Genomic DNA, 26,184 nt, shown 5'->3' with positions numbered 1-26,184 from the left:
CCTCCTTCCGCTGGGTGGGGCTCAGTTCGCCTTCACGGTGCCGGTACCGGCGTCATTCGCGGCCGCCTTGGTGGCCTTCGCCTTTTCCAGCAGGTCCAGCTTCACCCAATCGGCGGCCTTCGGCGGGTTGTCCATGCGGCCGACGCCGAACTTCTGCATCATGTCGGTCGTGACCTGGACGTGATGGACCGACAGGTCGTAGCTGTAGGGCGAGTTGCCGATAGCGTCCTTGAAGTCCTGGCTGGAGATCTGGCCCTTGAACATCTGTTCGCGGACATACTTCTCGGCCAGATCGGGGTTGGCGATGAAGGTCGCCGTCGCCTCGACGAAACAGTTGACCAGACGCTGGGCGACGTCGGGCTTCTTCTTGTAGAAGTCCTCGGTGATGACCAGCGAGCGCACCGGCTCGCCCAGTTCGGTGTCGTACGGCTTGACCACCTCGACGCCGAAGCCCTTGTTGATGGCTTGGCTCGATTGCGGCTCGGACTGCGACATGGCGTCGATGCTGCCAGCCAGCAGGGCCTGGTTCATGTCGGCGTAGGCCATGTAGACGATCTGCACGTCCTTGCCGGAACGGTCCGACCAGCTCAGCCCATGCTTCGCCAACTCGGCCAGCAGGATCAGTTCCTGGGCGCCGCCGCGCGGGGTGGCGACCTTCTTGCCCTTCAGGTCGGCGACGCTCTTGATGCCGGCATCCGGCTTGGCGACGATGCGTGCCCCGCCCTTGGCGAAGCCGGCCACCGCATAGATCGGCACGCCCGACGCACGGCCGGCGATGGCGGCGTCCACCGCGCTGGCGGCCACGTCGATCTCGCCGGCGACGATGGCGGGCAGGATGTCGATGCCCTTGGGGAAGACCCGCTCCTCGATCTTCAGGTCGTACTTGCCGGCGATCTCCTTCATGTAGGAGACCGCGCCGTAATGGGCGAATTTCAGGTTGCCGAGTTGGACCAGATCGGCGGCCGAGGCGCCCTGGGCGGCGAGTGCTGCGGCAGCGAAGGCGGTGGCGGCGAGCAGAGTCTTCCGGAGCATCGTGTCTCTCCCATGGGGCTTGATCCGCGACCCGTCGCCGCGGTTGGCCTGGAGGAGAGCAAGGGGCGTGCCATTGTCAGTTCGCCGCGCAAACAGTTGGAAAGCCTGGACCCGGCCGTTCGGGCCATGGGCTGCATCGGCGGAAAGCCGCCGATGTCGTTGCACGGACAGGCGGAATTCCGCCGACACCCGGCCCTGCGGCAGGTCGCCGCGCCGGGCGAAAGCCGCCGTTGCCCCTTACGACAAGTCATCGCAGCGCAACGAAAAAGCGTGTAGAAGATGCTGCATCTGCGAACCAACGCACGCGCTCAACCGATTAGGGACAAGAAACATGGCCGAGAGCATGGGGATCGAAACGATCGGCGTCATCGGCGCCGGACAGATGGGCAACGGCATCGCCCAGGTCTGCGCCGTCGCCGGCCTGACGGTGGTCATGACCGACATCTCCGAGGAAGCGGTGCAGCGCGGCCTGTCGACCGTCGGCGGCAGCCTGGACCGTCTGGTCAAGAAGGAGAAGATGACCGCCGCCGACCGCGAGGCCGCCGTCGCGCGCATCACCGCCACCACCGACAAGTCGAAGCTCGCCACCTGCGATCTGGTGATCGAGGCCGCGACCGAGAATGAAGACCTCAAGGTCAAGATCCTGAAGGATCTTCTGCGCCACCCTGAAGCCGGAGGCGCTGGTCGCCACCAACACCTCGTCGATCTCCATCACCAAGCTGGCGACGGCCACCGACCGTCCGGACCGCTTCATCGGCCTGCACTTCTTCAACCCGGTGCCGCTGATGGCGCTGCTGGAGATCATCCGCGGCATCCAGACCAGCGACGACACCCATGCCAAGGCGATGGCCTTCGCCAAGCGCGTCGGCAAGTCGCCGATCACCGCCAAGAACAGCCCCGGCTTCGCCGTCAACCGCATCCTCTGCCCGATGATCAACGAGGCGATCTTCGCGCTCCAGGAAGGCATCGCCACGGCCGAGGACATCGACGCCGGCATGAAGGCGGGCTGCAACCACCCGATCGGCCCGTTGGCGCTGGCCGACCTGATCGGTCTGGACACCATGCTGTCGGTGATGGAGGTCTTCTACGAAGGCTTCAACGATCCGAAGTATCGCCCGGCCCCGCTGCTGAAGGAGATGGTCGACGCCGGCTACCTCGGCCGCAAGACCGGCCGCGGCTTCTACGACTACAGCAAGTAACCGCTGCGGCAAGGGAGGGCCCAAGCGCCCTCCCTGCCAAATCCGGTCAAGTCGGCAAGGGGGTGCGCAGAACCGTCAAAAGCGGTTCGGATGGAGCAATCACCCGGCCGGGCATCTCCATAGGATCGGTGCAGTCCAGCGCCATCACGGAGATGCCCCATGACGGCCCGCCTTCGCGCGGCGGCGGTCGCCCTTTTGCTGTGGATCGGTCCGGCCCATGCAGCCGATCCGCCACCGCTGACCAACACCCGCTATGACGAGGATTACCGTTACCTGCTCCAGCCCGGGGCAGGGACCGGCGCCTATTGGGAGCGGTTCAAGGCCATCCCGGTCACGCCGGACGGTTTCGCCTCGCTCTCCACCGGGCTTGAGTTGCGCCTGCGCGGCGAGGCGGTCCGCAACAGCGGCTGGGGCCAGGACGAACCGCGCAACGACGCCTATGGGCTGTGGCGCGCCCTGCCCTACGCCGACCTGCGCGTCGGCCAAAGCCTGCACCTGTTCGGCCAGCTGATCATGGCCGACGCGGTGGGCAAGCTGGACCCGCTGGCACCGCCCGATGCCGACCGCATCGACCTGATGCAGGGCTTCGCCGACCTGAACGCCCCGCTGGGCGAGGCCCAGGGCACGCTGCGCGTCGGCCGCCAGATGCTGGCCTACGGTTCGGAACGGCTAATCTCCATCCGCTACGGCGCCAATGTCCCGCGCGCCTTCGACGCGGTGAAGGGCATCGTCACCGCCGGCCCCTGGCGGGTCGACGCCTTCTACGGCCGGCCGGTCCAGCCGACACCGGATCTCTTCGACGATGGGCGCGACGCCAAGCGCACCGCCTGGGGGCTTTATGCCACCCGGCCGCTCGATCTGGGCCATTTGGGATTCGAAGGGGGCGGCAGCGCCGGGCTGGACGCCTATTACATCGGCTATCGCAACCGCCGCGCCGGCTTCAACGCCGGCAGGGCGAACGAGCTGCGGCATACCGTCGGGCTGCGCAGCTTCGGCAAGGCGGCCGGCTGGGACTGGAACTGGGAAGCGATGGGACAGTTCGGCCGTTTCGGCAGCGGGTCGATCCGGGCCTGGTCGTTCGCCACCGACAGCGGCTATCGCTTCACAGACCTGCCGCTGCAACCCCGGCTCGGCCTGAAGGCCAACATCGCCAGCGGCGACAGCAACCCGCGCGACGACCGTCTGGAGACCTTCAACCCGCTGTTCCCGCGCGCCAAGTATTTCGGCGAACTGACGCCCATCGGTCCCTACAACCTGATGAACCTGCATCCGTCGCTGGACCTTTCCTTGTCCGACGACTTCAGCCTGTCCGCCTCCGCCATCGCCTTCTGGCGGGAAAGCCTGGACGACGGCGTGTACGACCTGACCGGCGGGCTTCTGCGCTCCGGTTCGGCGTCGAAGGCGCGCTATGTCGGCACGCAGGGCGAACTGGTGCTGTCCTACAGCTCCGGCCGCTCCTTCGAGGGGCTGGTCTCCTATTCGCTGTTCCGGCCCGGGCCCTTCCTGAAGGACAGCGGCCCGGCCAAGACCATCCATTTCGCCGGGATGGAAGCAGTCTTCAAATTTTAAAGCGCAAGCCTTGCAGCCGGACGGCGATCCCGTACGTTCAGTCAATCAGCCGGGGCTTTCGACAAGCCCCATATGGACCGACGGCGGATGCGGGAAGCGGTGGAACGGAGACTTCAGGACAGACGGCGGACCAAACCGTCCTTGCGAAAGGGAAGGCTTCTCCATGTCCGCTCTGGACTGTCGGCGGAAAAGACCCTGCTGCTGCGGGTCGGGATCGTCGCCGCCCTGATCGCGCTGGTCATCGCGGTGTTCTGGTTCGACCGCGACGGGCTGAAGGACCAGATCGATGGCCACATCAGCTTTCCCGACATCCTCTACTTCGCCATGATCACGGTGACCACCGTCGGTTACGGCGACATCGTTCCGGTCAGCCACACCGCCCGGCTGATCGACGCCTTCGCCGTCACGCCGATCCGCATCTTCATCTGGTTCATCTTCCTCGGCACCGCCTATGAGCTGGTGGTGCAGAGGATCGTGGAGGAATTCCGGTTGAGCCGCATTCAGAAGCAGCTGCAAGGCCACATCGTGCTGTGCGGCTTCGGGCACAGCGGCTTCATCGCCGCGCAGGAGACCGTCTCGAAGGGCCATCCCGCCGACCACATCGTCGTCATCGACGAGTCGGAGGACCGCATCCAGCTGGCGGCCGACTGCGGCTTCGTCGGCCTGCTCGGCGACGGCACCAGCGAGGACACGCTGAAAAATGCCTGTGTCGGCAAGGCGAAGGCGGTGATCGTCAGCACCGGGCGCGACGACACCACCATCCTGGTGATCCTGACCGTGCGCCACCTGTCCGCCGCCACCAAGATCGTGGCGAACATCAAGCAGGAGGAGAACATCAAGCTCGCCAACCTCAGCGGCGCCGACCTGGTGGTGTCGCCGCCCAAGATCGGCGGCTACCTGATGGCCGACGCGGTGGAGACGCGCTACGCCACCCCCTTCCTGTGCGACCTGATGTCGGCCGGCGGGCAGATGGTGCTGAGCGAACGCCGGGCGGAGCCGGACGAGGTCGGCCTGACCATGGCGGAGGTCAGCGCCGGCATGGTGGTGCAGGTCCACAGCCACGGCCGCGACATCCCCTTCACCGAACGCAACCGCTACCTCATCCAGCTGCAGGACACCCTTCTGATCATCAGCCTGCCCGCGGAGGGGAGCCAACCCAACTAGGATCGGCCCCCCACACGCTCACCCCTTGTAATGCCGGCCGAAGCGGTTGTTCAGGAAGGCATCCAGCGGCACCTGTTCCTGCCGGATGAAGCCGGCCTGCGGGATGGAGCCCTCGCGCAGCAGGTCCAGCACGGCGCAGATGCCGGCGGCGGTGGTGACCTGGATGGCGCTCCAGGTGCGGCCGGCGATCGGCTTGCTGTAGATTTTGGTGGCGAAGGTCTCCTGCCGCAGCTCGCCGTCCTGCATGCCGGTGGCGGTCGCCAGCACCAGAACCACGTCCTGCAAGGTCAGCGGCACGGCGGTCTCCAGCACGTCCTTCAGCAGATGGCGCCGCTCGCCCAGCCGCAGGTCGCGGATCAGCAGGCGGACGATGTCGCGGTGGCCGGGATAGCGGACCGTCTTGTAATCGAGGTTCCGCACCTTGCCGGCCAGCGTCTCGCACAGCGAGCCCAGCCCGCCCGACGTGTTGAAGGCCTCGTAATCGACACCGTCCAGCGCAAAGCGCTCGTCACCCTCCAGCGGCATCACCTCGTGCGGACGGCCGTCGACGATGGCCTCGCACGGGTTGCAATACTCGTTGATCAGCCCGTCGGTGCTCCAGGTCAGATTGTATTTCAGGGCGTTGGTCGGGTATTGCGGCAGCGCGCCGACCCTGAGGTGCAGGTTGTGCAGCTCGTCGAATCGGCGGGCGAGGTCATGGCCGACGATGGAGATGAAGCCCGGCGCCAGACCGCATTGCGGGATCAGCGCCGTACTGGCCGTCTCCGCCAGCATCTTCACCTTGCGGGTGGCGGCGACATCCTCGGTCAGGTCGAGGTAATGGGCGCCGGCCGCGACGGCGGCGGTGGCGATGACTGGGGTCAGGGTGAAGGGGCAGGCGCTCAACACCGCCTGCTGGCCTTCCATGGCGGCGCGCAGAGACGCCGGATCCTCGACATCGACACGCGCCACCCGCAGCCCGGCATGTTCGGCGCGGTACAGCAGCGCCTCGTCCCGGTCGCCGATGGTGACGGCGAAATCGCCGGTCTCGGACAGCAGCGTGCCGATCATCGAGCCGATCTTGCCCGCCCCCAGAACCAGAACCTTCATCGTTGCCATGGTCTCCCGCTCCTCTGTTCAGCCGTGTCCCGTGTTGGCGGGCCATGCCGATGGTTTGGCCCGCACACGAAAGATGTCGGCGGATGCCGCCGGGCAGAACCGGGCAATGCGCCGGTGGCGCTTGAGTTTTCCGGTGAAATGACGGAATTCCCGTTGAAATGACGGACATGCTTTATCCCTCGCACCACCGCGGCGGCGGCGCTAAGGTCGCAGCCGGTTTCCCCAAATCCGGCCCGCCCCCCATGACCCTTCGCCAACTGACCGCCCCGCACGCCGTCCTGCTGGAAGAGCCGCAGGACGGCATCGCCCAGACCAGCGAGATGATCCGCGGTGAGCGCTTCCGCATTCTGGAGGAGCGTGACGGCTGGCTGCGGGCGGAGAACGCCTTCGACGGCCATGTCGGCTGGCTGCCGCCGGGCACCGCGCATCGGGAGCCGGTCGCCCCCACCCACCGTGTGCGGGCCCTGCGCGCCGACCTGCACCCGGCGGCGACGCACCGGGCGCCGCCGGTGGCGACGCTCAGCTTCGGGTCGCTGGTGACGCTGGACGGCCGGGCCGAAAATGGCTGGGTCGGCACCGACGACGGGCTGTGGCTGTTCGCCGGCTGGCTGGAGCCGGTGGGCGCCACTCCCGCCCCCGACCACATCGCCACCGCCCTGCGCTTCCTGGAGACGCCCTATGTCTGGGGCGGCCGCAGCAGCTTCGGCATCGACTGTTCCGGGCTGGTGCTGACCGCCATGGCGGCCGCCGGAATCGTCTCCCACCACAGCAGCGGCATGCAGCGCAAAGACGAGCGGCTGGGGGCGTGGGTGTCCGAGGACGGCCGCGGCGTCGAGTATCGGCGCGGCGACATCGTCTTCTTCCCCGGCCATGTCGGGCTGATGGTGGACGGGACGAACCTGCTGCACGCCACCGTCTTCACCATGTCAGTCGTGATCGAACCCCTGAGCGAGGTCGCCGAGCGCGCGGAGGTCAATGGTGTCCGCCGTCCCAACCGTCTCACCGGCAATTTGGCGCGGGCGTAGCGCCTCCCCCACCAGCAGCAGGGTCGGCCCCTTGCCGGCGGCCACCCCCTGCTCCGCCATCCGGCCGAGCGTCGTCCAGTACCGCCGCTCGTCGGGCCGGCAGCCATTCTCCACCGCCAGCACCGGCGTCGTGGCCGGCAGCCCGGCACCGGTCAGCCCCTGCCCGACCGCGCGAGCCTGCTCGCGTCCCATGTAGATCGCCAGCGTGCCCTGCGGATCGGCCAGCCGCGCCCAATCGGGCTCGAACCGCTCTCCGTCACGGCCATGGGCGGTGACGAAGGTGACGGCGCGCGACACCCCGCGCTTGGTCAGCGACAGCCCGGTCGAAGCGGCACAACCGAGTGCCGCGGTGATTCCCGGCACCACCCGCACCGGAATGCCGAGGCTGTCGAGATGCTCGATCTCCTCGCCGGCCCGGCCGAACACCATCGGGTCGCCGCCCTTCAGCCGCACCACCCGCTTGCCACGCCGGGCATGGAAGGCGATCAGCGCGTTGATCTCCCCCTGCGGCAGCGAATGCCGGCCGGAGCGCTTGCCGACGCAGATGCGCTCGGCCTTGGGATGGGCGAGGTCGAGGATCCCGTCGCCGACCAGCGCGTCGTAGAGCACGACTTCGGCCGCCGCCAGCGCCTTGACCGCCGCGACGGTCAGCAGGTCGGGGTCGCCGGGACCGGCACCGACGAGGGTGACTTGCCCGCACTCTTTTTGCCGAGCAGCACGGTACCCCCTCTCCCCCCCGGGGAGAGGGTTAGGGTGAGGGGGTCGCGTGGCGGCCCTTTCCCAAGGGAGAGGGAGAAGGGACAAGGCACCGCCGCCAGCACCCGCAAAGCGCGGCACCAAGAGGCGCGCCAGCGCCGCGAGACTCTCACGCCACTTCGCGCTGGTGAGCATGACGAAGCACCTCCTTGAGTTCAGGCACGCAGGAACCACAATTCGTCCCGGCCTTCAATGCCGCACCGATCTCCGCCACGCTGGTCAGCCGGCGGTCGCGGATGGCGCCGACCAACCGGTTGATGCCGACGCTGAAGCAGGCACAGACGATCCGCCCCTCATCGGCCTGCACCCCCGGCGCCCGGCCGGCGAGCAGCCCGGCCCGCGCCCCGTCGTCCAGCCCATCCTTTTCCAAAAGCCCGGCGAGCCAACCGCGCGGCGGCAGGCGCCCGTCGGCGGCGACGAACAGGCAGGCCTCCAGCCGGTCCCCGTCCATCCAGGCCATCCGCAGGCCGCCGCGCGCAGGGTCGCGGAACTCCACCACCGCCCCGGCGGGGTCGAGGCCGGGCAGCCACTCCGCCACCGCCGGGATCGCCCCCATCCCCGCCATCTCCACCAGATGCCCGCCCGCCACGGCGCGGCGCGCCCAATAGCCGCCATGGCCGGGCTCCACGGCATGGCGGACCAGCAGGAAGGCGTTCCAGTGCGGCCGCCAGGGCTCCACCGTCGCCGGCATCCGCTTCAGGTCGGGTTGGCCGGAGAAGGGGTCCACCGCCTCGTCGTCGACCAGCCGGCCGATGACGCAGGCACCGGTGAAGCGCTCGGTCCAATGCATCGGCAGGAAGACCGTGCCTTCGCCTTGCGCATCGGTGACGCGCACCCGCGCCAGCGCCTCACCCGCCGCCGTGGCGATGCGGGCCAGCCCGCCATCCTCCAGCCCCCACGCCGCTGCATCGGCCGGGTGGATCTCCAGCCGCGGTTCCGGCGCATGGGCGGACAGCCGCGCCGACAGTCCGGTGCGGGTCATGGTATGCCACTGGTCGCGCAGCCGCCCGGTGTTCAGCAACAGCGCCCCGTCCGGCATCTCGCGCGGCAGCGGCTTCGCCGTGACCGGCAGCACCCGGGCGCGCCCGTCCGCGGTGAAGAATCGTCCATCGCCGAACAGCCGCTTCTGCGGCTTGGCATCCACCCGCCAGGGCCAGGGGAAGGGCGCCAGCGCATCGTACCCGCCATCGTCCAGCCCGCTCAGCGCCCCGATGTCGAACGCCCGCGTCCCGCCATTCTCGAAGTCCGACAGCGCGGCATGCTCGCGGAACACCGCCGCAGCACTCTCGTAGGAGAAAGCCTCGGCGAAACCCATGCGGCGGGCGACCTGGGTGACGATCCACCAGTCAGCCCGCGCCTCCCCGGCGCCGTCCTTGAAGGCGCGCTGGCGCGAGATGGTGCGGTCGGAGTTGGTGACGGTGCCGTCCTTCTCGCTCCAGCCCCTGGCCGGCAGGCGGATATGGGCGAAGCGGCCGGTGTCGGTGTCGCGGATGCAGTCGGAGACCACCACCGTCTCGCAGCGTTCCAGCGCCCGCTGCACCCGGCCCGCATCGGGCATGCTGACGGCAGGGTTGGTCGCCATGATCCACACCGCCTTGACCGTGCCGGCCTCGATGGCGCGGAACAGATCGACCGCCTTCAGCCCCGGCTTGGCCGCCACGCGCGGCGCATTCCAGAAGCGGCCGACCCGGTCCACTTCCGTTTCGGTAAAGCCCATATGGGCGGCCAGCTGGTTCGCCAGCCCGCCGACCTCGCGCCCGCCCATGGCGTTCGGCTGCCCGGTGACGGAGAAGGGGCCGCAGCCGGGCCGGCCGATGCGCCCGGTCAGGAAATGGACGTTCAGGATGGTGTTGACGGTGTCGCTGCCCTGGGAGGACTGGTTGACGCCCTGCGAATAGACCGTCACCACCCGGTCTGTGGCGGCGAACTCGGCATAGAAGGCGGCGACCTCCGCCTCCTCCAGCCCACAGCGGCGGGCCACGGTCGCCACATCCGGCGCATCGGCACGGGCGGCGGCCAGCGCCTCCTCGACCCCCTCGGCATGGGCGGCGACGAAGCCCGCATCGCGATGGCCGCGCTCATCCAGATAGGCCATCAGCCCGTTGAACAGCAGCGCGTCGGTGCCGGCCCTCAGCGCCAGATGGCGGTCGGCGGCATCGACGCAGTCGGTCCGCCTTGGATCGACGACGACGATCCGGGTGCCGCGTTCGGCCCGTGCCGCCAGCAGCCGCTGGTGCAAAACCGGGTGGCACCAGGCGAGGTTGGACCCCACCAGCACCACCAGATCGGCGCACTCGAAATCCTCGTAAGCCCCCGGCACCGCGTCGGCGCCCAGCCCCCGCTTGTGCCCGACCACCGACGAGGCCATGCACAGCCGCGAGTTGGTGTCGATGTTGGCCGAGCCGATGAAGCCCTTCATCAGCTTGTTGGCGACGTAGTAATCCTCGGTCAGCAGCTGGCCGGAGACGTAGAAGGCCACCGAGTCCGGCCCATGCCTGGCGATGGTGTCGGAAAAGCGCCGGGCCACCTCGTCCAGCGCTTCGTCCCACGACACCCGCTTGTCGCCGATTTCCGGATAGAGCAGCCGCCCATCCGGCACCAGCGTGTCGGCCAGCGCCGATCCCTTGGAGCAGAGCCGTCCCCGGTTCGCCGGGTGGTCGGCATCGCCGCGCACGGTCACGGCGCCATCGGCCGAAACGCGCGCGATCACCCCGCACCCGACCCCGCAATAGGGACAGGTGGTCTTCACCTCCCGTGCCGGTCCGGAGGGCGACTCCGCCCCGTCAAACATGGCCGCAGGCCTTGCGGCAGCCGCCGCGCGACAGCTTGGCCTCGCCCAGCGCGATGGCGACGCTGCGCCCCTCGACCCGCACCGGGACATGGCCGGTGCGGCCCTCGTCGGGGGCGACGGCCTCGCCGGTCGCCAGTTCGATCACCCAGCTGTGCAGCGGGCAGGTGACGCGGCGGCCATGGACGATGCCCTGGGACAGCGGCCCCTGCTTGTGCGGGCAGGCATCCTCCAGCGCGAAGACCTCGTCGGCCGCCGTGCGGAACAGGGCGATGTCGCCGCCGGGCGTGCGGACGACGCGCGAGCCCAGCACCGGGATGTCGTCGATGCTGCCGACCTGGGTCCAGACGGTTTCCGAGATGGCGGGCTCGGAGACGGCGTTTTCCATGATGATGCTGTCCATGATCCCTTACCCCACTTCGGCGAGCAGATTGAATTCGTGACGGTCGACGCCCTTGGCGGCGCGTTCCGCCCACGGGTCGTCCTGCGAGAAGGTCTGCGAGAACAGGAAGCGCGCGTTCAACGCCCGGCGCCGCTCCGGATCCTCGACCAGCGCCGCCTTGATGTGGTCGAGGCCGACCCGCTCAACCCAGGGTGCTGTGCGCTCCAGATAGCGGGCCTCCTCGCGGTAGAGCTGCATGAAGGCGCCGGTGTATTCCAGAACCTCCTCCTCCGTGCCCACGCGGATCAGCAGGTCGCAGGCGCGGACATGCAGGCCGCCGTTGCCGCCGACATGCAGCTCGTATCCGCTGTCGATGCAGACGACGCCGAGATCCTTGATGGTGGCCTCGGCGCAGTTGCGCGGGCAGCCGGACACCGCCAGCTTGACCTTGTGCGGGGTCCAGGTGCCCCAGGTCATCCGCTCGAGCTTCACGCCCAGCCCGGTCGAATCCTGCGTGCCGAAGCGGCACCATTCCGACCCGACGCAGGTCTTCACCGTGCGCAGCCCCTTGGCATAGGCATGGCCCGACACCATCCCGGCGGCATTCAGATCCGCCCAGACCGCCGGCAAATCCTCCTTCTTCACGCCGAACAGGTCGATGCGCTGGCCGCCGGTCACCTTCACGGTCGGGATGGCGAACTTGTCGACCACGTCGGCGATGGCGCGCAGTTCCGCCGCATTGGTCAGGCCGCCCCACATGCGCGGCACGACCGAATAGGTGCCGTCCTTCTGGATGTTGGCGTGGGCGCGCTCGTTGATGTAGCGCGACTGGTAGTCGTCCTTGTACTCGCCCGGCCACGCACAGAGCAGGTAATAGTTCAGCGCCGGCCGGCAGGAGGCGCAGCCGTCGGGCGTCGTCCACTCCATCGCCTGGAAGACCTCGGGCATGGTCTTCAGCCCGCTCTCGACGATGGCCGCCCGCACCTGATCATGGGTGTGGTGAGTGCATTTGCACATCGGCTTGACCTTGGGCGCGGCGGTGAAGCCGTCGCCCAGCGTCACCGCCAGCAGCCGTTCCACCGTGCCGGAGCAGCCGCCGCAGGAGGCAGAGGCCTTGGTGTGCGCCTTCACCTCGTCCAGGCTGGTCAGGCCCTTCTCGGTGATCGCCTTGACGATGGTGCCCTTGCAGACGCCGTTGCAGCCGCAGATCTCGGCGCTGTCGGGCAGTGCCGAGATGGCGGCGTTCGGGTCGCCGGCGTCGGCGCCGCCGAAGCCCTGGCCGAAGATCATGCTGTCGCGCTCGGCCGACACGTCGGTGCCGTCCTTCAGCAGCGAGAAGTACCAGGCGCCGTCCTTGGTATCGCCATACAGCACCGCGCCCAGCAGCTTGCCGTCCTTCAGCACCAGACGCTTGTAGACACCGCGGGCGGCGTCGCGGAACACGATGTCCTCGGTCCCCACCCCTCCCGAGAAATCGCCGGCGGAGAACACGTCAACGCCGGTGACCTTCAGCTTGGTCGAGGTGACGGAGCCGGTGTAGGCCGCCCCCTCCCCGCCCGCGAGATCGTGGGCCAGCACCTTCGCCATCTCGAACAACGGAGCGACGAGGCCCCAGGTGACGCCGCGATGCTCGACGCATTCGCCGACCGCGGAAATCGACGGGTCGCTGGTGCGCATCCGGTCGTCGACGCGGATGCCGCGCCCGCAGTCCAGACCGGCTGCCTTGCCCAGCGCCATGTTGGGGCGGATGCCCACCGCCATGACGACGATGTCGGCCGGCAGTTCGCGCCCATCCCGCAGCCGGACCGCGCTGACCCACTCGTCGCCGACAATCTCCGCCGTGTCGGCGCCGGTCAGCACCTCGATGCCGCGGCGTTCCAGCTCGCGTTGCAGCAGCATGCCGGCCGACGGGTCGAGCTGGCGTTCCATCAGCGTCGGCATCAGATGAACGACGGTGACCTCCATACCCTTGACGCGCAGGCCGTTGGCGGCTTCCAGCCCCAAGAGCCCGCCGCCGATCACCACGGCGCGGCCGCCCTTCGCCGCCGCCGCCAGCATGGCGTCGACGTCGGCCAGATCGCGGAAGCCAATGACGCCGGGCAGGGTCGATCCCGGCACCGGGATGATGAAGGGCATGGAGCCGGTGGCGATCAGCAGCCGGTCATAGGGAACGACGCGGCCGGACTGCGAGACCACCATCTTGCCCACGCGGTCGATGCTCTCAACCGCCTCGCCGGTCAGCAGCGCGATGCCGTTGGCGTCGTACCACTCGCGGCTGTTCAGCACGATCTGGTCGAAGGTCTTCTCGCCCGCCAGCACCGGCGACAGCATGATGCGGTTGTAATTGGGGTGCGGCTCGGCACCGAAGACGGTGATGTCGAAGCGGCCGGGCGCCTTGGCCAGCAGTTCCTCCACCGTCTTCATGCCGGCCATGCCGTTGCCGACCACAACCAGCCGTTCCCTGACCGGGCCGGTGCTGTGCAGTTCTGATTCGTTGGATTCGACGGCGGGCCCGTTGTTCGATGAGAGATGCATGTCCATGGCGCGTCTGCCTCGTCTATCGTGTCCGGCCTGCTGCAAAGTCAGGCACGGGGCCAAAAAGAAAGGCGTCCGAACGGGCCTGCGTCCCTGCCCCGCGAGTGAACCGCGAAGACCGGTGCAAACCTGTTCGGACGCCGTTGTCCGGGCGGTTCGTCGTCGAACCAGGGCCAAATCCGCACGTCGTCGCACGGTGTTGGCCGATGTTGCGGGCACCGACGACGTTGCCGGCGCCCGCTGTTGTCTCGCCGTCTCCTAAGCAATCCACGTGCCAGTCACCGCATCGATGGGTGCGTCCGGCAAAACTCCAGGGATTCCGCGGGCTCCCGACCATCATCGCACCCGATACCTAGGTGCCTATTTTTGGATCATGCTTAGGTATTGCACAAAGCATGGACATGCCGGCCTGTGTGCGCCGCAAAAATCAGCAGGCGGCCCGATACTCTCGACAGGCAGCTCATACCTTCAGCCCGGTCATAGCCAACGAAATCAACCGCTCCGGCCGATTTTTCGGCAAAAGCCATCCTTTGGCATGAGGCTTGCGAAGAGGCATGCCAGAGACGCGCCAACGACGGTGCGTGCATCCCAAGCGTCCAATGATGGGCCAGCCCCCGGCAGTGTTGCCGACCCCGGTATCGACAGGCCTTTTCAAAAGGCTTTTCCGGTCGATCCCGCTGGACGCTTTCGACGGCCAAGGCACGCATGAGCCATCTGCCCGAAAAACAGCCAGTCCGGAATCTGCCCAGAAAATCGACACCGGTGTCGCACGCCCGACCGCTGGTCCGGATTTCAGAGATGGAGCAACCGACGTGGCCCACCGCACCTTCCGCCACCTTCTCTCATCCGCTGCTGCCGTCGTCGCCCTGACGGCAAGCGTCTCTGCCTATGCCGCCCCGCTCGACGTCGAAAAGGAGCAGCTGAAGCTCGGCTTCATCAAGCTGACCGACATGGCGCCGCTCGCCATCGCCGCCGAGAAGGGCTTCTTCGAGGATGAAGGCCTCTCCGTCACGCTGGAGCCGCAGGCGAACTGGAAGGTCCTGCTCGACCGCGTGATCTCCGGCGAGCTGGACGGCGCCCATATGCTGGCCGGCCAGCCGCTGGGTGCCACCATCGGCTTCGGCACCAAGGCCCACATCGTCACCGCCTTCTCGATGGACCTGAACGGCAACGGCATCACGCTGTCGAACGACGTCTGGCGCAAGATGAAGGCCAACGTGCCCACCGGCGCCGACGGCAAGCCGGTCCACCCGATCAAGGCCGATGCGCTGAAGCCGGTGATCGCCCAGTACAAGGCCGAGGGCAAGCCCTTCAACATGGGCATGGTCTTCCCGGTCTCGACCCACAATTACGAGCTGCGCTACTGGCTGGCATCGGGCGGGATCAACCCCGGCTTCTACAGCCCGACCGACGTGTCGGGCCAGATCGGCGCCGACGCGCTGCTCTCCGTCACCCCGCCGCCGCAGATGCCGGCGACGCTGGAGGCCGGCACCATCTACGGCTACAGCGTCGGCGAGCCGTGGAACCAGCAGGCGGTGGTCAAGGGCATCGGCGTGCCGGTGATCACCGACACCGAGATCTGGAAGAACAACCCCGAGAAGGTCTTCGGCGTCACCGACGAGTGGGCTAGCAAGAACCCCAAGACCCATCTGGCCGTCGTCAAGGCGCTGATCCGCGCCGCCCAGTGGCTGGACGAGAACAACAATGCCAACCGCGCCGAAGCGGTGAAGATCCTCGCCAAGTCCGAATATGTCGGCGCCGACGCCAAGGTCATCGCCAATTCGATGACCGGCACCTTCGAATACGAGAAGGGCGACAAGCGCGACGTTCCCGACTTCAACGTCTTCTTCCGCTACAACGCGACCTACCCCTTCTATTCGGACGCCGTCTGGTACCTGACCCAGATGCGGCGCTGGGGCCAGATCGCCGAGGCCAAGCCCGACAACTGGTACGACGAGACCGCCCGCAGCGTCTACAAGCCGGACATCTATCTCCAGGCCGCGAAGCTGCTGGTCGAGGAGGGCAAATCCAAGGAAGCCGACTTCCCGTGGAAGAGCGACGGCTACAAGCCGGTCGACACCGGCTTCATCGACGGCATCCCCTATGACGGCCACAAGCCGAACGACTACCTCGCCAAGCAGCCCATCGGCCTGAAGGGCGACCAGAAGATCGAGGGCGGTCAGGTGGTGGGGGGCTGAGTCCTCCCGCCTTTACCCGCCAATTCCCCCTCTCCCCCCGGGGAGAGGGTCGGGGTGAGGGGGATGCACAGGCCGAACTGATTTCGGCTGCGCCGAACCCCCTCATCCTAACCTTCTCCCCAGGGGGGAGAAGGGATCTTTCCAAGGGGAAGACTTCCATGACCAGCCTGACCGACACCTCCGCCGACCTTGCCCGCGCCCAGCACAAGGCCCGCCGCGCCCATGTGCTGAACCGCATCGCCTCCGCCCTGACCACGATCGGCCTCGGCTGGCTGGCGCCGCTGCTGCGGCTGGCATCCGGCGAGAACCCGCGCCAGCAGGGCATCGAGCTGTGGCGCCAGATGGGCATCCCGCTCACCGCCATCCTGCTGTTCCTCGCCGCCTGGGGCTGGGCCGCCCCGCAGGTGCAGACCAGCCTCGGCGCCATCCCCGGCCCGGCCCAGGTGTGGGAGCAGGCGACCAACCTCTACGCCGACCACAAGGCCGAACGCGCCAAGGAGGCCGCCTTCTACGACCGGCAGGCCAAGCGCAACGCCGAGATCCTGGCGAAGGATCCGAAGGCGGAGGTCAGGACCCGCCCCTATGCCGGCAAGCCGACCTACCTCGACCAGATCGTCACCAGCCTGAAGACCGTCTTCACCGGCTTCCTGCTGGGTGCCCTGGTGGCGGTGCCGCTGGGGGTGGCGAGCGGCCTGTCGCCGACGGTCAACGCCGCGATCAACCCGCTGATCCAGATCTTCAAGCCGGTGTCGCCGCTGGCCTGGCTGCCGCTGGTCACCATGGTGGTCAGCGCCACCGTGTCGGGCAGCGACCCGCTGTTCGAGAAGTCCTTCCTGACGTCCGCCATCACCGTCACGCTGTGCTCGCTGTGGCCGACGCTGATCAACACGGCGGTCGGCGTCTCCTCCATCGACCGCGACCTGATGAATGTCGGCAAGGTGCTTCAGCTCTCCGGCTTCACCATGGTCCGCCGCCTCGTTCTGCCGTCGGCCCTGCCCTTCATCTTCACCGGGCTGCGCCTGTCGCTGGGCGTGGGCTGGATGGTGCTGATCGCGGCGGAGATGCTGGCCCAGAACCCCGGCCTCGGCAAGTTCGTCTGGGACGAGTTCCAGAACGGCTCCGCCAGCTCGCTCGCCAGGATCATGGTGGCGGTCTTCACCATCGGCCTGATCGGCTTCCTGCTCGACCGCGTGATGCTGGCGCTCCAGTCCGCCGTCAGCCACAGCCCCGCCCGCTAAGGAGACCGGCCATGGCGATCCTGGACCTGAAGGGTGTGTCGAAGTCCTACGGCGGCAACACCGTGCTGCGCGACATCGACCTGTCGATCGAAGAGGGCGAGTTCGTCGCCATCGTCGGCTTCTCCGGCTCCGGCAAGTCGACCCTCATCAACCTGATCGCCGGTCTGGCGATGCCCGATGCCGGCGAAGTGCTCTACCGCGGCAAGCCGGTCACCGGCCCCGGCCCGGAGCGCGGCCTCGTCTTCCAGTCCTATTCGCTGATGCCCTGGCTCAGCGTGAAGGAGAATGTCGCCCTGGCGGTGGACGCCGTCCACAAGGCGAAGGGCGGCGCCGAACGCGGCGTGCTGACCCGCCGGGCGGTGGAGACGGTCGGTCTCGGCCATGCCACCGACCGCCGGCCGAAGGAACTGTCGGGCGGCATGCGCCAGCGCGTCGGCTTCGCCCGCGCGCTGGCCATGAGCCCGGAGATGCTGCTGCTGGACGAGCCGCTGTCGGCGCTCGACGCCCTGACCCGCGCCAAGCTTCAGGACGAGATCGAGGCGATCTGGCGCAAGGACCGCAAGACCGTCATCCTCATCACCAACGATGTGGACGAGGCGATCCTGCTGGCCGACCGCATCGTGCCCCTGACCCCCGGCCCGAACGCCACGCTCGGCCCTGCCTTCACCGTCGATCTGCCGCGCCCGCGCGACCGCACCGCCGTCAACCATGACGAGGATTTCAAACGCCTGCGCGCCGAGGTCACCGCGTATCTGATGGAGGTCGGCGTCGCCCGCGGGACCGGCGGCGATGACGGGCTTGTCCTGCCCGACGTGAAGCCGATCACCGCCTCGCCCCCGCCCAAGGCCTATATCGAGGCGATGGGCGGGCGCGGGATGGAGGACCGCTATCTCGAATTCACCCGCCTGACCAAGACCTTCGCCACGCCGAAGGGTCCGCTGACCGTGGTAGACGGCTTCGATCTGAAGATGCGCAAGGGCGAGTTCGTCTCGCTGATCGGTCATTCCGGCTGCGGCAAGTCCACCGTGCTGTCGATGGTCGCCGGGCTGGCCGACGTGACCAGCGGCGGCATCGTGCTGGACGGCAAGGAGGTGGACGGCGCCGGTCCCGACCGCGCCGTGGTGTTCCAGGCCCCCAGCCTGTTCCCCTGGCTGACGGCTTACGAAAACGTCATGCTCGGCGTCGACCGCGTCTTCCCGCACGCCAGCAAGGGCGAGCGCGCCGACATCGCCCGCTATTACCTCGCCCGCGTGGGCTTGGGCGACAGCATGAACAAGAAGGCGTCGGAGCTGTCCAACGGCATGAAGCAGCGCGTCGGCATCGCCCGCGCCTTCGCCCTGTCGCCCAAGCTGCTGCTGCTGGACGAGCCGTTCGGCATGCTCGACAGCCTGACCCGCTGGGAGTTGCAGGAAGTGCTGATGGAGGTGTGGGCGCGCACCAAGGTCACCGCGGTCTGCGTCACCCATGACGTGGACGAGGCGCTGCTGCTGGCCGACCGGGTGGTGATGATGACCAACGGCCCGAACGCCAAGATCGGCCACATCCTATCCGTCGACATCCCCCATCCCCGCACCCGCCAGGCCCTGCTGGAGCACCCGCGCTATTACGACTACCGCGAGGAGCTGCTGAACTTCCTCGAAGGCGGCCATGCCGGGGCGCCGAAAAAGGCGGCATAGCGGCGTCCCATCCCCCGGAAAGCCCACCGAAGACCCATCGACAAGCTGGCCCCGCGGGACCAGCTTGTTGTCTTTCGGCGATTGAGACGGGAGAGAGGAAGATGAAGCGCGTGACCCTGCCGGACGGCACCGAGGTCCCGGCTCTCGGCCAGGGCACCTGGATGATGGCGGAAGGGCGCGGCGACCGCGCCGCCGAGATCGCCGCCATCCGGGCCGGCATCGACCGCGGCATGACCCTGATCGACACCGCCGAGATGTATGGCGACGGCGCGTCGGAGGAACTGGTGGGCGAGGCCATCGCCGGCCGGCGCGACGGGCTGTTCATCGTCACCAAGGTGCTGCCCAGCAACGCGTCGCGCATCGGCACGGTCAAGGCCTGCGAGCGCAGCCTGAAGCGGCTGAAGATCGACCGCATCGACCTCTATCTGCTGCACTGGCGCGGCGGCGTGCCGCTGGAGGAGACGGTGGAGGCGTTCCAATCGCTGATCCAGGCCGGCAAGATCGCCCGCTGGGGCGTCTCCAACTTCGATGTCGACGATCTGGAGGAACTGGCGGAGGCCACCGACCTGCACGGCTGCGCCGTCAATCAGGTGCTCTACAACCCCGAACACCGCGGTATCGAATACGACCTGCTGCCCTTCCAGCACACCGCGCGGATGCCGGTGATGGCCTATTCCCCCATCGGCCAGGGCGGTCGCCTGCTGCGCTCCCCCGCCTTGCTGGCGGTGGCGAAGCGCCACGGCGTGACGCCGGCCCAGGTCGCGATTGCGTGGGCACTGCGGCAGCAGGGGGTGATCGCGATCCCCAAGGCCGGCACGACGGCGCATGCGCTGGAGAATGCCGAGGCGGTGAAGCTGACCCTGACCGGCGAGGACATCGCGGAGATCGACAAGGCCTTTCCGCCGCCGAAACGCAAGCAGCCGCTGGCAATGATCTGAGCGACGATCCGGGGATGGCCGAAGGAGCGGAACGCCCCGGTCACAGCGCCAGATCGGACGATAGGGGCTGATCCAGCCCAAGCCACGCATCGGCCAGCGGGCCGACGGTCAATGCCCCGTCGATCCGGCAGTCGGCCAGGGCGGTGCTGAAGGTTTCATGCAGGTCGGCCAGGGCGGCGGACGGCAGGCCCATCGCCAGCCGCAAGGTCACGTCCAGCCGGTGGCCTGCCAGCGTCGCCATCAGCTGCACCGGGCCCAGCCGCTGCGGCCGGGCCTGAAGCACCAGGGTGACGCGGTCGGACAGCCCGTCGTCGATGCCGACGGCACAGAGCAGCCCGTCGTCGCTGTCGAGCAGGGGCACGCGCGACAGCCGCCACAGCCGCCCGTCCACCGGCTGGAAGCGCGACGCCAGCGCCCGGTCGCACTCGTCGATCAGCAATCCGCCGTCCAGATCCGCCAGCCTTGCGGCCGCGTCCGCGCCGACCCAGCCGCGGCAGCCGCCGGCGGTCGCCGCCAGGAACAGGGCGAGTGCCGCGCCGAACGTCGAATCGCAGCGCGGCAGGCAGCCGCGCGCCAGCACCGCATCGGCCGGCGACAGCGACTCCAGCAGGTCGAGCAGACGGCGCACCAGCGCCGGTGCCTCGTCGCCGTCGGCCAAGCCGTGGGCATGGGCGGCGGGTGCCGGCGACGAGGCGAAATGCGCCGCCAGCAGGCTCGGCGGCGGCACATGCCGGGGAACGAGGTCGCGCCCCGCCATTCAATCGGCCTCCATCCGGATGGTCCCCATTCGCTGGCGCTCCGCTCAATAGACGACGGCGTCGGCGTCGTCGGATTGCGGGATGATGATGGTGCCGTCCTCCGCCATCGCCTTGGCGACGCGCACGATCTCCGCCTGGGCATCGTTGACGTCGCGCATGCGCAAGGGGCCCATGTTCTCGATCTCGTCCAGCAGGATCAGGCGGGCGCGTTCGGACAGGACCGACAGGAAATGGTCGCGCTGGGGCGTCGGCGCCCCCTTCAGCGCGATGGCGAGCTGGCCGGTGTCGCAGCGGCGGATCACCGCCTGCAACGAGACGCGGTCGAGCCGCATCGAATCCTCGAAGGTGAACATCAGCTGCTTGATGCGCTGGGTCGGCTCCGGCATCACGGTTTCCAGATCGTCGAAGATCTCGGTCAGCGTCTCGCGGTCGATGCGGTTGAAGATGTCGGCCATCCGCTCCAGCGAGTCGTTGCCGTGGGTGCGGGCGTAATTCGCCATGAATTCGTTGTGCAGGATCGATTCAATGTCCAGCAGCACCTCGCGCTGCACCAATTCGATCTGGATCATGCGCTCGATCACCTCGGTGCGCGCGGCCGGCGGCAGCAGGACCAGCACCTTGGCGGCGTGGTCGGCCCGCATCTTGGACAGGATGACCGCCGCCGTCTGGGGATATTCGCCGGCGAGATAGCTGGCGAGCACCCCCTCGTTCACGTTGGACATCTTCTCCCACATGGTGCGGCCGGCGGGGCCGCGGATCTCGCCCATGATCTCCGTCACGCGGTCGGCCGGCAGGAAGCGGTTCAGCATCCGCTCCGTGCTGTCGTAGGAGCCGACGACCGATCCGGCATTGGCGAAGCGTTCGGTGAAGATGCGCATCAGCGTCTCCACCAGATTGGAGGTGACGTTGCCCAGCGTCGCCATCGAGCGGCTGACGAGGCGGATCTCGTCCTCGTCCAGCCGCTCCATCAGCCGCGATCCGCGTTCCTCGCCCAGCGCCAGGAAGATGACCGCACTCTTCTCGATGCCGGTCAGGCTCTTGTAGTTCTCACGGATCTTGATCGGCGTTCCCATGGCGGCACCTCAGAATGAGCAATCGGCGGAGCGGGCGGAAGACGGGGCGTTGTCGGACGCGTCGGCCGGCGGCAGGGCCAGCGCGCGGTCATGGCGGAAGGCCACCGCCATCACCGCCCCGGCCACCAGCAGCAGCGGATGCGGGATCAGCGGGTTGGGATCGAGGGCGGCAAGCAGCCCGGCGACCGAACCGTCCTCCGGCACCGCCACCCCGCGGCGGCGGGCCAGCGCCAGCAGGCTGTCGGCCAGACTGGCGCCGGGACTGGCGGCAACGTCGGCGGGCGTGTCGTCCATCGTCTCACACCCCATAGGAGCGGATCAGGCTGCCGGCGATCAGGAACCAGCCGTCGGTCAGCACGAAGAAGATGATCTTGAAGGGCAGCGCGATCATCACCGGCGGCAGCATCATCATGCCCATCGCCATCAGGATCGCCGCCACCACCATGTCGATCACCAGGAAGGGCAGGAACAGCAGGAAGCCGATCTCGAAGGCGCGGCGCAGCTCCGACAGCAGGAAGGCCGGCATCAAGAGCCGCAGATCGACGCTTTCCGCCGTCACCGGACGCTCGTCCCGAGCCGGTTCGGTGCCCTCGCCCGCCGGCTTCGGCTTTGCGGTGAAGGCGGCGAAGGCGGCCAGATCGCGGTCCCGGACATGCGAGGCCATGAAACCGCGGAACGGCTCGATCATCCGCTCCAGCCCCTGCTCCTGGGTGACCTGCTCGTTCAGCAGCGGACGCAGCCCGTCCTGCCAGGCGCTGTCGATCACCGGCCCCATGATGTGGAAGGTCAGGAACATGGCGAGGCTGACCAGCACCATGTTGGGCGGCGACTGCTGCAACCCGAGAGCGGAGCGCAGCAGCGACAGCACGACGATGATGCGGGTGAAGCAGGTGACCATGATCAGCAGGCCGGGCGCGACGCTCAGCACCGTCAGCAACACGATGCCCTGGACGATCCGCCCCGACAGGCTCCCTCCGTCCGCCAGCGAGCCCAGCGCACCGAGATTGAGGTCGAGCGGCGCCGCCGCGGCCGGGCCGGCGGCGAGGAGAAGGGCGAGGAGGATCAGCGATCGGAGGCGCATGGGAGGCTTTCGGGGATGCTCCCTCTCCCCCCCGGGGAGAGGGTCGGGGTGAGGGGGATGCAGGGGGTGGATAGGCAAGGATGCGAAATGCTGCTGGGCCGACCAAGGCACGCCGCGCGTCCCCCTCACCCTAACCCTCTCCCCAGGGGGGAGAGGGGACAGTCCCTCAGTCGATCTCCAGCTCCGTCCGCACGATCTCGGTCAGCGTCACGCCGAGCCGCTGATCCTCGACGATCACCACTTCGCCGCGGGCGACCAGACGGTGGTTGACCAGCACCTCGACCGGTTCGTCCACCTTGCGCTCCAGTTCCAGCACCGCGCCGCGGCCGAGCTTCAGCAGTTGCGCCACCAGCATGCTGGTGCGGCCAAGGACCACCTGCACGTCCACCGGCACGTTGTAGATCGCGTTCATCGGCCCGTCGTAAGGCTTGTCGCCGGCCTTTTCGGCGGCCTTCTCCGCCTGCTTGGGATCGTCGTCGAGCATGTCGAGGTTCAAGGGAGGCATGAGGGTTCTCGCTCCGGATCGTTAAGGGGCGGGCGACAGTGCCGGCGCCAGGGCGGCGACGGCCCGGTCGGTGAGGGCGGCGACGGCGGCCTCAATGGAAGCCTGGATGGCGGCCGGGTCGCGGCTGACGGAGCCGGCGCCCCAACCCGCCTCCAGGGCGCCGACGTCCAGCGCCGGGTCGCCCTGGATGTCGAGGCGGCCCTGGAAGCTGCCCAGCCCGGCCAGCCGCTCCTCCAGCGGGCCGCAGAGCGAGGGGTGCAGGCGCAGGGTCAGGACGGGAGCCGGCCCGGCGGCGCGCAGGGCATCGACGGCCAGACGCTCCACCTCGGCGCGGGCGACCTTGTCGAGCAGCCGCGGCGCCATCCGACGGACGAGCGCCAGCAGAACGAAGGCGCCCTGGGCCTCCAGCCGCTCCATCAGAGCGGCATGATCGGTGTCGAGCGCCGCCATCCGCTGTGCCAGCCGGTCGAGGGTGGCCGACAGCTCCGCCTCGATCCGGCGGGCGGCGGCCAGTTCGCCGTCGCGCCGGCCCTGGGCGAGGCCCTCGGCCAGCGCGGTCCGGCGGGTTTTGTCCAGTGCGGCGCGATGGTCGCGCTCGGACAGGCTCGGCAGGTCGAGCGGATCGACGGCATCCGCCTCGTCCGGTTCCAGCACTGCGGCGGGCGCGCCGAAGCTGTGGTCGAAGCGGTAGCGCGGATAGGCGGCCATCACGCCACCTCCTCATAGAGCCAGGAGCGCAGGATATCGATGGCCTCGTCCGGATACTGGTCGACCAGTTCGCCCAGCCGGCGGATGGAGGAGGCGCGGACGCGGCCCTCCACGGTGCGCAGCTCGATCAATTGGTCCATCGTCTCCTCGATGCCCAGCTGCGGCGCCATCGGCGCGGCGGCCAGCGCGGCATCGGCCTCCCCGCCGTCGGCCAGCGCCGCACCGGCCGCCGCGGTGACGGCGGGACCGGTAAGCTGCGGCATGGCGCCGCCGGCCGGAGCTGCCAGCGCCGGGGCGGGAGCCTCCGCCACCACCGGTTCCGGCGCCGGGAAGACGCGGCGGATCAGCGGACGCAGGCCGACCAGGATCACCAGGGCGGAGAGCACCAGCAGGATCACCCACTGGATCAGCGTCATGACGTTGCGGGTCAGCGTCTCGGCGATCTCGTCGCCCAGCGGGCGCGGCGCGAGGTCGGGGGCCAGATCGACGAATTCCAGATTGTCCACCGTCACCCGGTCGCCGCGCGCCTCGCTGAAGCCCATGGCGGAGCGGACCAGCTCGCCCAGGCGCAGAAGCTCCTCCGCACTGCGCGGCTCGTACTGGCGGGTGCCGTCGGCGGCGGTCTTCCAGGTGCCGTTGACCAGCACGGCGACGCTGAGGCGGCGGACGTCGCCCGGCTCGATCACCGTTTCGCGGCTGACGTTGGAGATCTCGTAATTGACCGTCTCCTCCTGCCGCTTGGTGTCGTTGGAGGATTGCGGCCCCTGCTGCTGGGCGCGCACGTCGCGCTGCGGCAGGTTCTGTTCGGCGGTGACCGGCGGCTCGCCATTGCTGTCCTGGCTGCGCTCCTGCTCCTGCACGGATTGGGTGGAGCGGATCACCTGGCTGTTGGGGTCGAAGGTCTGGCTGCGCACCACCTCGCGCTTGGTCTCCACCTCGGCGGCGACCTGGACGCGGACATTGCCGGCGCCGAGCCGGGCGGTCAGCATCTGCTCCACCGCGCGGGCGACGCGGGTTTCCGCCGCGACCCGCAGCCCGTCGGTGCGCGCCGACGCCAGCCCCGGCCCATCGTCCTCGGTCAGCAGAAGCTCGCCGGAGGAGTCCATCACCGTCACGGCGCTGGGCTTCAGGTTGGGCACGGCGGCGGAGACGAGATGACGGATCGACAGGGCCTGTTTGCGGTCCATCGACCCCCGGCCGCGCATGCGCACCACCACCGAGGCCGTCGGCTTCGGCGCGCTGCGCGAAAACTCCTCGCGCTCCGGCAGGACGATGTGGACGCGGGCGGCCTCGACGCCGGACAGCGTCTCGATGGTGCGGCCCAGCTCCCCTTCCATGGCGCGCAGGCGGTTGATGCGCTGCATGAAGCTGGTGATGCCCAGCGGCTTGTCGGTGTCGAACAGCTCGTAGCCGACACCGCCATGCGCGGGCAGGCCCTTCTCCGCCAGGGCCATGCGGACGCGGGAGACGTCGGCATGCGGCACGCTGATCGTCGTGCCGTCGAAGCCGGCATTGACCGGCACGCCCATGTCCTGGACCGCCTTGGCGATGCGGCCAGCCTCCGCCGGTTCCAGCCCGCTGTAAAGGGCGGTCATGTGCGGCTGCGACAGCAGCAGCGCCATACCGGCGACCGCCAGGACGATGCCGAGCCCGGTGCCCGCCAGCACGAGCAGCCGACCGCGCCCCAAGGACCGCAAGGTGTCGATCAGACTGTCCACGGTTCCCCGCACCTTTAAAGTTTCTGAAAATCGGCGGGCCTAGTCTTCGCCCTGCGCACCCCGTCACGCTAACGACGCGACTTTTAAGCGGAGTAAAAAACGGGGATGTCGCCAAAGACAAAGCCGCTAAAACTTTAAAGAACGCTCGGTTGATTAAAATTTTCGGCAATGTCCGGTGGGATGGAGCGATGATTACACGGTTCGGCATGGCGAAGACAGGGACGGGTGCGGCACGGGACGAGGTGCTCGACCGGCTGCGTGGATCGGGACGCATCCTGGTGGTGGCCTTGCCGGTCGCCCGGCTGCTCGCCGGCCTTGCGGCGCTGGCGGCGGTGGCGGCGGCCGGGTTCGGCGGCTACTGGCTGGCTGCCGGTCCGCAGGCGGTCGAGCGGCTGTGGACGCGGTCGGCGGAGACGGCGCCGGCCGATGCCGTGGTCGACATGCCGGAACTGGTGGTCAACCTTCGCCGCGACACGCCGTCCCGCTTCCTGAAGATCGGCCTGTCCCTGACCGTCGCCCACCGCGACCGGCAGGCGCTGGAACAGGCGATGCCGCAGCTGACCGACAGCCTGCAGGAGTTTCTGCGCAATCTGGACCAGGACGATCTTGAGGGATCGGCCGGGCTTCACCGCCTGCGCAGCGAGATCAAGCGCCGCTTCAACCTGATCCTGTCCGACCCCGCCGGCCGGCGCGACGTCGTCACCGACGTTCTGCTGCGCAGCCTGCTCACGCAATAGCGACCT

At 68.5% G+C, this 26,184-nt stretch carries 21 protein-coding genes and 1 pseudogene; 9 read left to right on the top strand and 13 right to left on the bottom strand.

Features of this window, described 5'->3' with window-relative positions; genetic code table 11:
- Positions 1-21 precede the first annotated feature (21 nt).
- Positions 22-1,032: an ABC transporter substrate-binding protein gene (locus ACWPN3_RS12430; protein ID WP_492261447.1), complete on the bottom strand. Its 1,011-nt coding sequence runs from the start codon at positions 1,030-1,032 to the stop codon at positions 22-24.
- 331 nt (positions 1,033-1,363) lie between these two features.
- On the opposite strand from ACWPN3_RS12430, the pseudogene ACWPN3_RS12425 reads away from it, so the two are divergent.
- From ACWPN3_RS12425 to ACWPN3_RS12415, 3 genes and pseudogenes are all read left to right on the top strand, one after another.
- Positions 1,364-2,231 (top strand): annotated as a pseudogene (locus tag ACWPN3_RS12425) (3-hydroxybutyryl-CoA dehydrogenase).
- Between the two features lie 159 nt (positions 2,232-2,390).
- Positions 2,391-3,800: an alginate export family protein gene (locus ACWPN3_RS12420; protein WP_492239698.1), complete on the top strand. Its 1,410-nt coding sequence runs from the start codon at positions 2,391-2,393 to the stop codon at positions 3,798-3,800.
- A 141-nt stretch (positions 3,801-3,941) separates the two neighbouring features.
- Positions 3,942-4,964, top strand: coding sequence for a potassium channel family protein (locus tag ACWPN3_RS12415; RefSeq protein WP_492239699.1), 1,023 nt, complete (start codon positions 3,942-3,944; stop codon positions 4,962-4,964).
- 18 nt (positions 4,965-4,982) lie between these two features.
- Here the strand turns inward: ACWPN3_RS12415 and ACWPN3_RS12410 are convergent, their stop codons facing one another.
- The gene (locus ACWPN3_RS12410) at positions 4,983-6,062 is read right to left on the bottom strand and encodes a saccharopine dehydrogenase family protein (protein WP_109448334.1); all 1,080 of its coding nucleotides are present in this window, start codon (positions 6,060-6,062) and stop codon (positions 4,983-4,985) included.
- A 242-nt stretch (positions 6,063-6,304) separates the two neighbouring features.
- Here ACWPN3_RS12410 and ACWPN3_RS12405 point away from each other — a divergent pair, with 242 nt between their 5' ends.
- Entirely contained in the window at positions 6,305-7,087 is a 783-nt protein-coding gene (locus ACWPN3_RS12405; RefSeq protein ID WP_492239700.1) for a C40 family peptidase, read from the top strand.
- On the opposite strand, the gene cobA is transcribed toward ACWPN3_RS12405, so the two are convergent.
- Genes cobA through nirB form a run of 4 tightly spaced genes read right to left on the bottom strand, consistent with a single transcriptional unit; the run spans position 6,989 to position 13,548 of the window.
- On the bottom strand, positions 6,989-7,978 hold the full coding sequence (gene cobA, locus ACWPN3_RS12400) for a uroporphyrinogen-III C-methyltransferase (RefSeq protein WP_492261446.1): 990 nt from the start codon (positions 7,976-7,978) through the stop codon (positions 6,989-6,991). The genes ACWPN3_RS12405 and cobA overlap by 99 nt on opposite strands.
- On the bottom strand, positions 7,953-10,592 hold the full coding sequence (locus ACWPN3_RS12395) for a molybdopterin-dependent oxidoreductase (RefSeq protein WP_492239701.1): 2,640 nt from the start codon (positions 10,590-10,592) through the stop codon (positions 7,953-7,955). The genes cobA and ACWPN3_RS12395 overlap by 26 nt, the downstream gene beginning before the upstream one ends.
- Before the next feature lie 34 nt (positions 10,593-10,626).
- Positions 10,627-11,034, bottom strand: coding sequence for a nitrite reductase small subunit NirD (gene nirD / locus ACWPN3_RS12390; RefSeq protein ID WP_109448330.1), 408 nt, complete (start codon positions 11,032-11,034; stop codon positions 10,627-10,629).
- 6 nt (positions 11,035-11,040) lie between these two features.
- On the bottom strand, positions 11,041-13,548 hold the full coding sequence (gene nirB, locus ACWPN3_RS12385) for a nitrite reductase large subunit NirB (RefSeq protein WP_492239765.1): 2,508 nt from the start codon (positions 13,546-13,548) through the stop codon (positions 11,041-11,043).
- 812 nt (positions 13,549-14,360) lie between these two features.
- On the opposite strand from nirB, the gene ACWPN3_RS12380 reads away from it, so the two are divergent.
- From ACWPN3_RS12380 to ACWPN3_RS12365, 4 genes are all read left to right on the top strand, one after another.
- A complete protein-coding gene (locus tag ACWPN3_RS12380; protein WP_492239702.1) occupies positions 14,361-15,746 on the top strand; it encodes a CmpA/NrtA family ABC transporter substrate-binding protein in 1,386 nt (461 codons plus the stop codon).
- 158 nt (positions 15,747-15,904) lie between these two features.
- Positions 15,905-16,984, top strand: a complete 1,080-nt coding sequence (locus ACWPN3_RS12375; RefSeq protein WP_492239703.1) for an ABC transporter permease — start codon at positions 15,905-15,907, stop codon at positions 16,982-16,984.
- A gap of 11 nt (positions 16,985-16,995) precedes the next feature.
- Positions 16,996-18,660 (top strand): ABC transporter ATP-binding protein, encoded by a 1,665-nt coding sequence (locus ACWPN3_RS12370; RefSeq protein WP_492239704.1) that lies wholly within the window; start codon positions 16,996-16,998, stop codon positions 18,658-18,660.
- Between the two features lie 101 nt (positions 18,661-18,761).
- Positions 18,762-19,598, top strand: a complete 837-nt coding sequence (locus tag ACWPN3_RS12365; protein ID WP_492239705.1) for an aldo/keto reductase — start codon at positions 18,762-18,764, stop codon at positions 19,596-19,598.
- Between the two features lie 40 nt (positions 19,599-19,638).
- On the opposite strand, the gene ACWPN3_RS12360 is transcribed toward ACWPN3_RS12365, so the two are convergent.
- The 7 genes from ACWPN3_RS12360 to fliF all read right to left on the bottom strand — a co-directional run bounded on the left by ACWPN3_RS12360 (position 19,639) and on the right by fliF (position 25,441).
- A complete protein-coding gene (locus ACWPN3_RS12360; protein WP_492239706.1) occupies positions 19,639-20,355 on the bottom strand; it encodes a hypothetical protein in 717 nt (238 codons plus the stop codon).
- A 45-nt stretch (positions 20,356-20,400) separates the two neighbouring features.
- Positions 20,401-21,429 (bottom strand): flagellar motor switch protein FliG, encoded by a 1,029-nt coding sequence (locus tag ACWPN3_RS12355; protein ID WP_492261445.1) that lies wholly within the window; start codon positions 21,427-21,429, stop codon positions 20,401-20,403.
- A 9-nt stretch (positions 21,430-21,438) separates the two neighbouring features.
- A complete protein-coding gene (locus tag ACWPN3_RS12350) occupies positions 21,439-21,723 on the bottom strand; it encodes a hypothetical protein (RefSeq protein WP_492239708.1) in 285 nt (94 codons plus the stop codon).
- A gap of 4 nt (positions 21,724-21,727) precedes the next feature.
- Positions 21,728-22,510, bottom strand: a complete 783-nt coding sequence (gene fliP / locus ACWPN3_RS12345) for a flagellar type III secretion system pore protein FliP (protein ID WP_199237638.1) — start codon at positions 22,508-22,510, stop codon at positions 21,728-21,730.
- A gap of 166 nt (positions 22,511-22,676) precedes the next feature.
- On the bottom strand, positions 22,677-23,015 hold the full coding sequence (fliN, locus tag ACWPN3_RS12340; RefSeq protein ID WP_109446131.1) for a flagellar motor switch protein FliN: 339 nt from the start codon (positions 23,013-23,015) through the stop codon (positions 22,677-22,679).
- A 21-nt stretch (positions 23,016-23,036) separates the two neighbouring features.
- Complete coding sequence (locus ACWPN3_RS12335) at positions 23,037-23,723, bottom strand: FliH/SctL family protein (protein WP_492239709.1); 687 nt, start codon at positions 23,721-23,723, stop codon at positions 23,037-23,039.
- Positions 23,723-25,441, bottom strand: coding sequence for a flagellar basal-body MS-ring/collar protein FliF (fliF, locus tag ACWPN3_RS12330; protein WP_492239710.1), 1,719 nt, complete (start codon positions 25,439-25,441; stop codon positions 23,723-23,725). The genes ACWPN3_RS12335 and fliF overlap by 1 nt, the downstream gene beginning before the upstream one ends.
- A gap of 188 nt (positions 25,442-25,629) precedes the next feature.
- Here fliF and ACWPN3_RS12325 point away from each other — a divergent pair, with 188 nt between their 5' ends.
- Positions 25,630-26,178 carry a flagellar basal body-associated FliL family protein gene (locus ACWPN3_RS12325; protein WP_492239711.1) on the top strand — a complete coding sequence of 183 codons (549 nt, stop codon included), beginning with the start codon at positions 25,630-25,632 and terminating at the stop codon, positions 26,176-26,178.
- Positions 26,179-26,184: the final 6 nt, after the last annotated feature.

It is taken from the genome of Azospirillum sp. UENF 111221, from assembly GCF_058780625.1.
The sequence above is the reverse complement of the archived record's forward strand: the minus strand, read 5'-3'. Positions and strand labels throughout refer to the sequence as shown.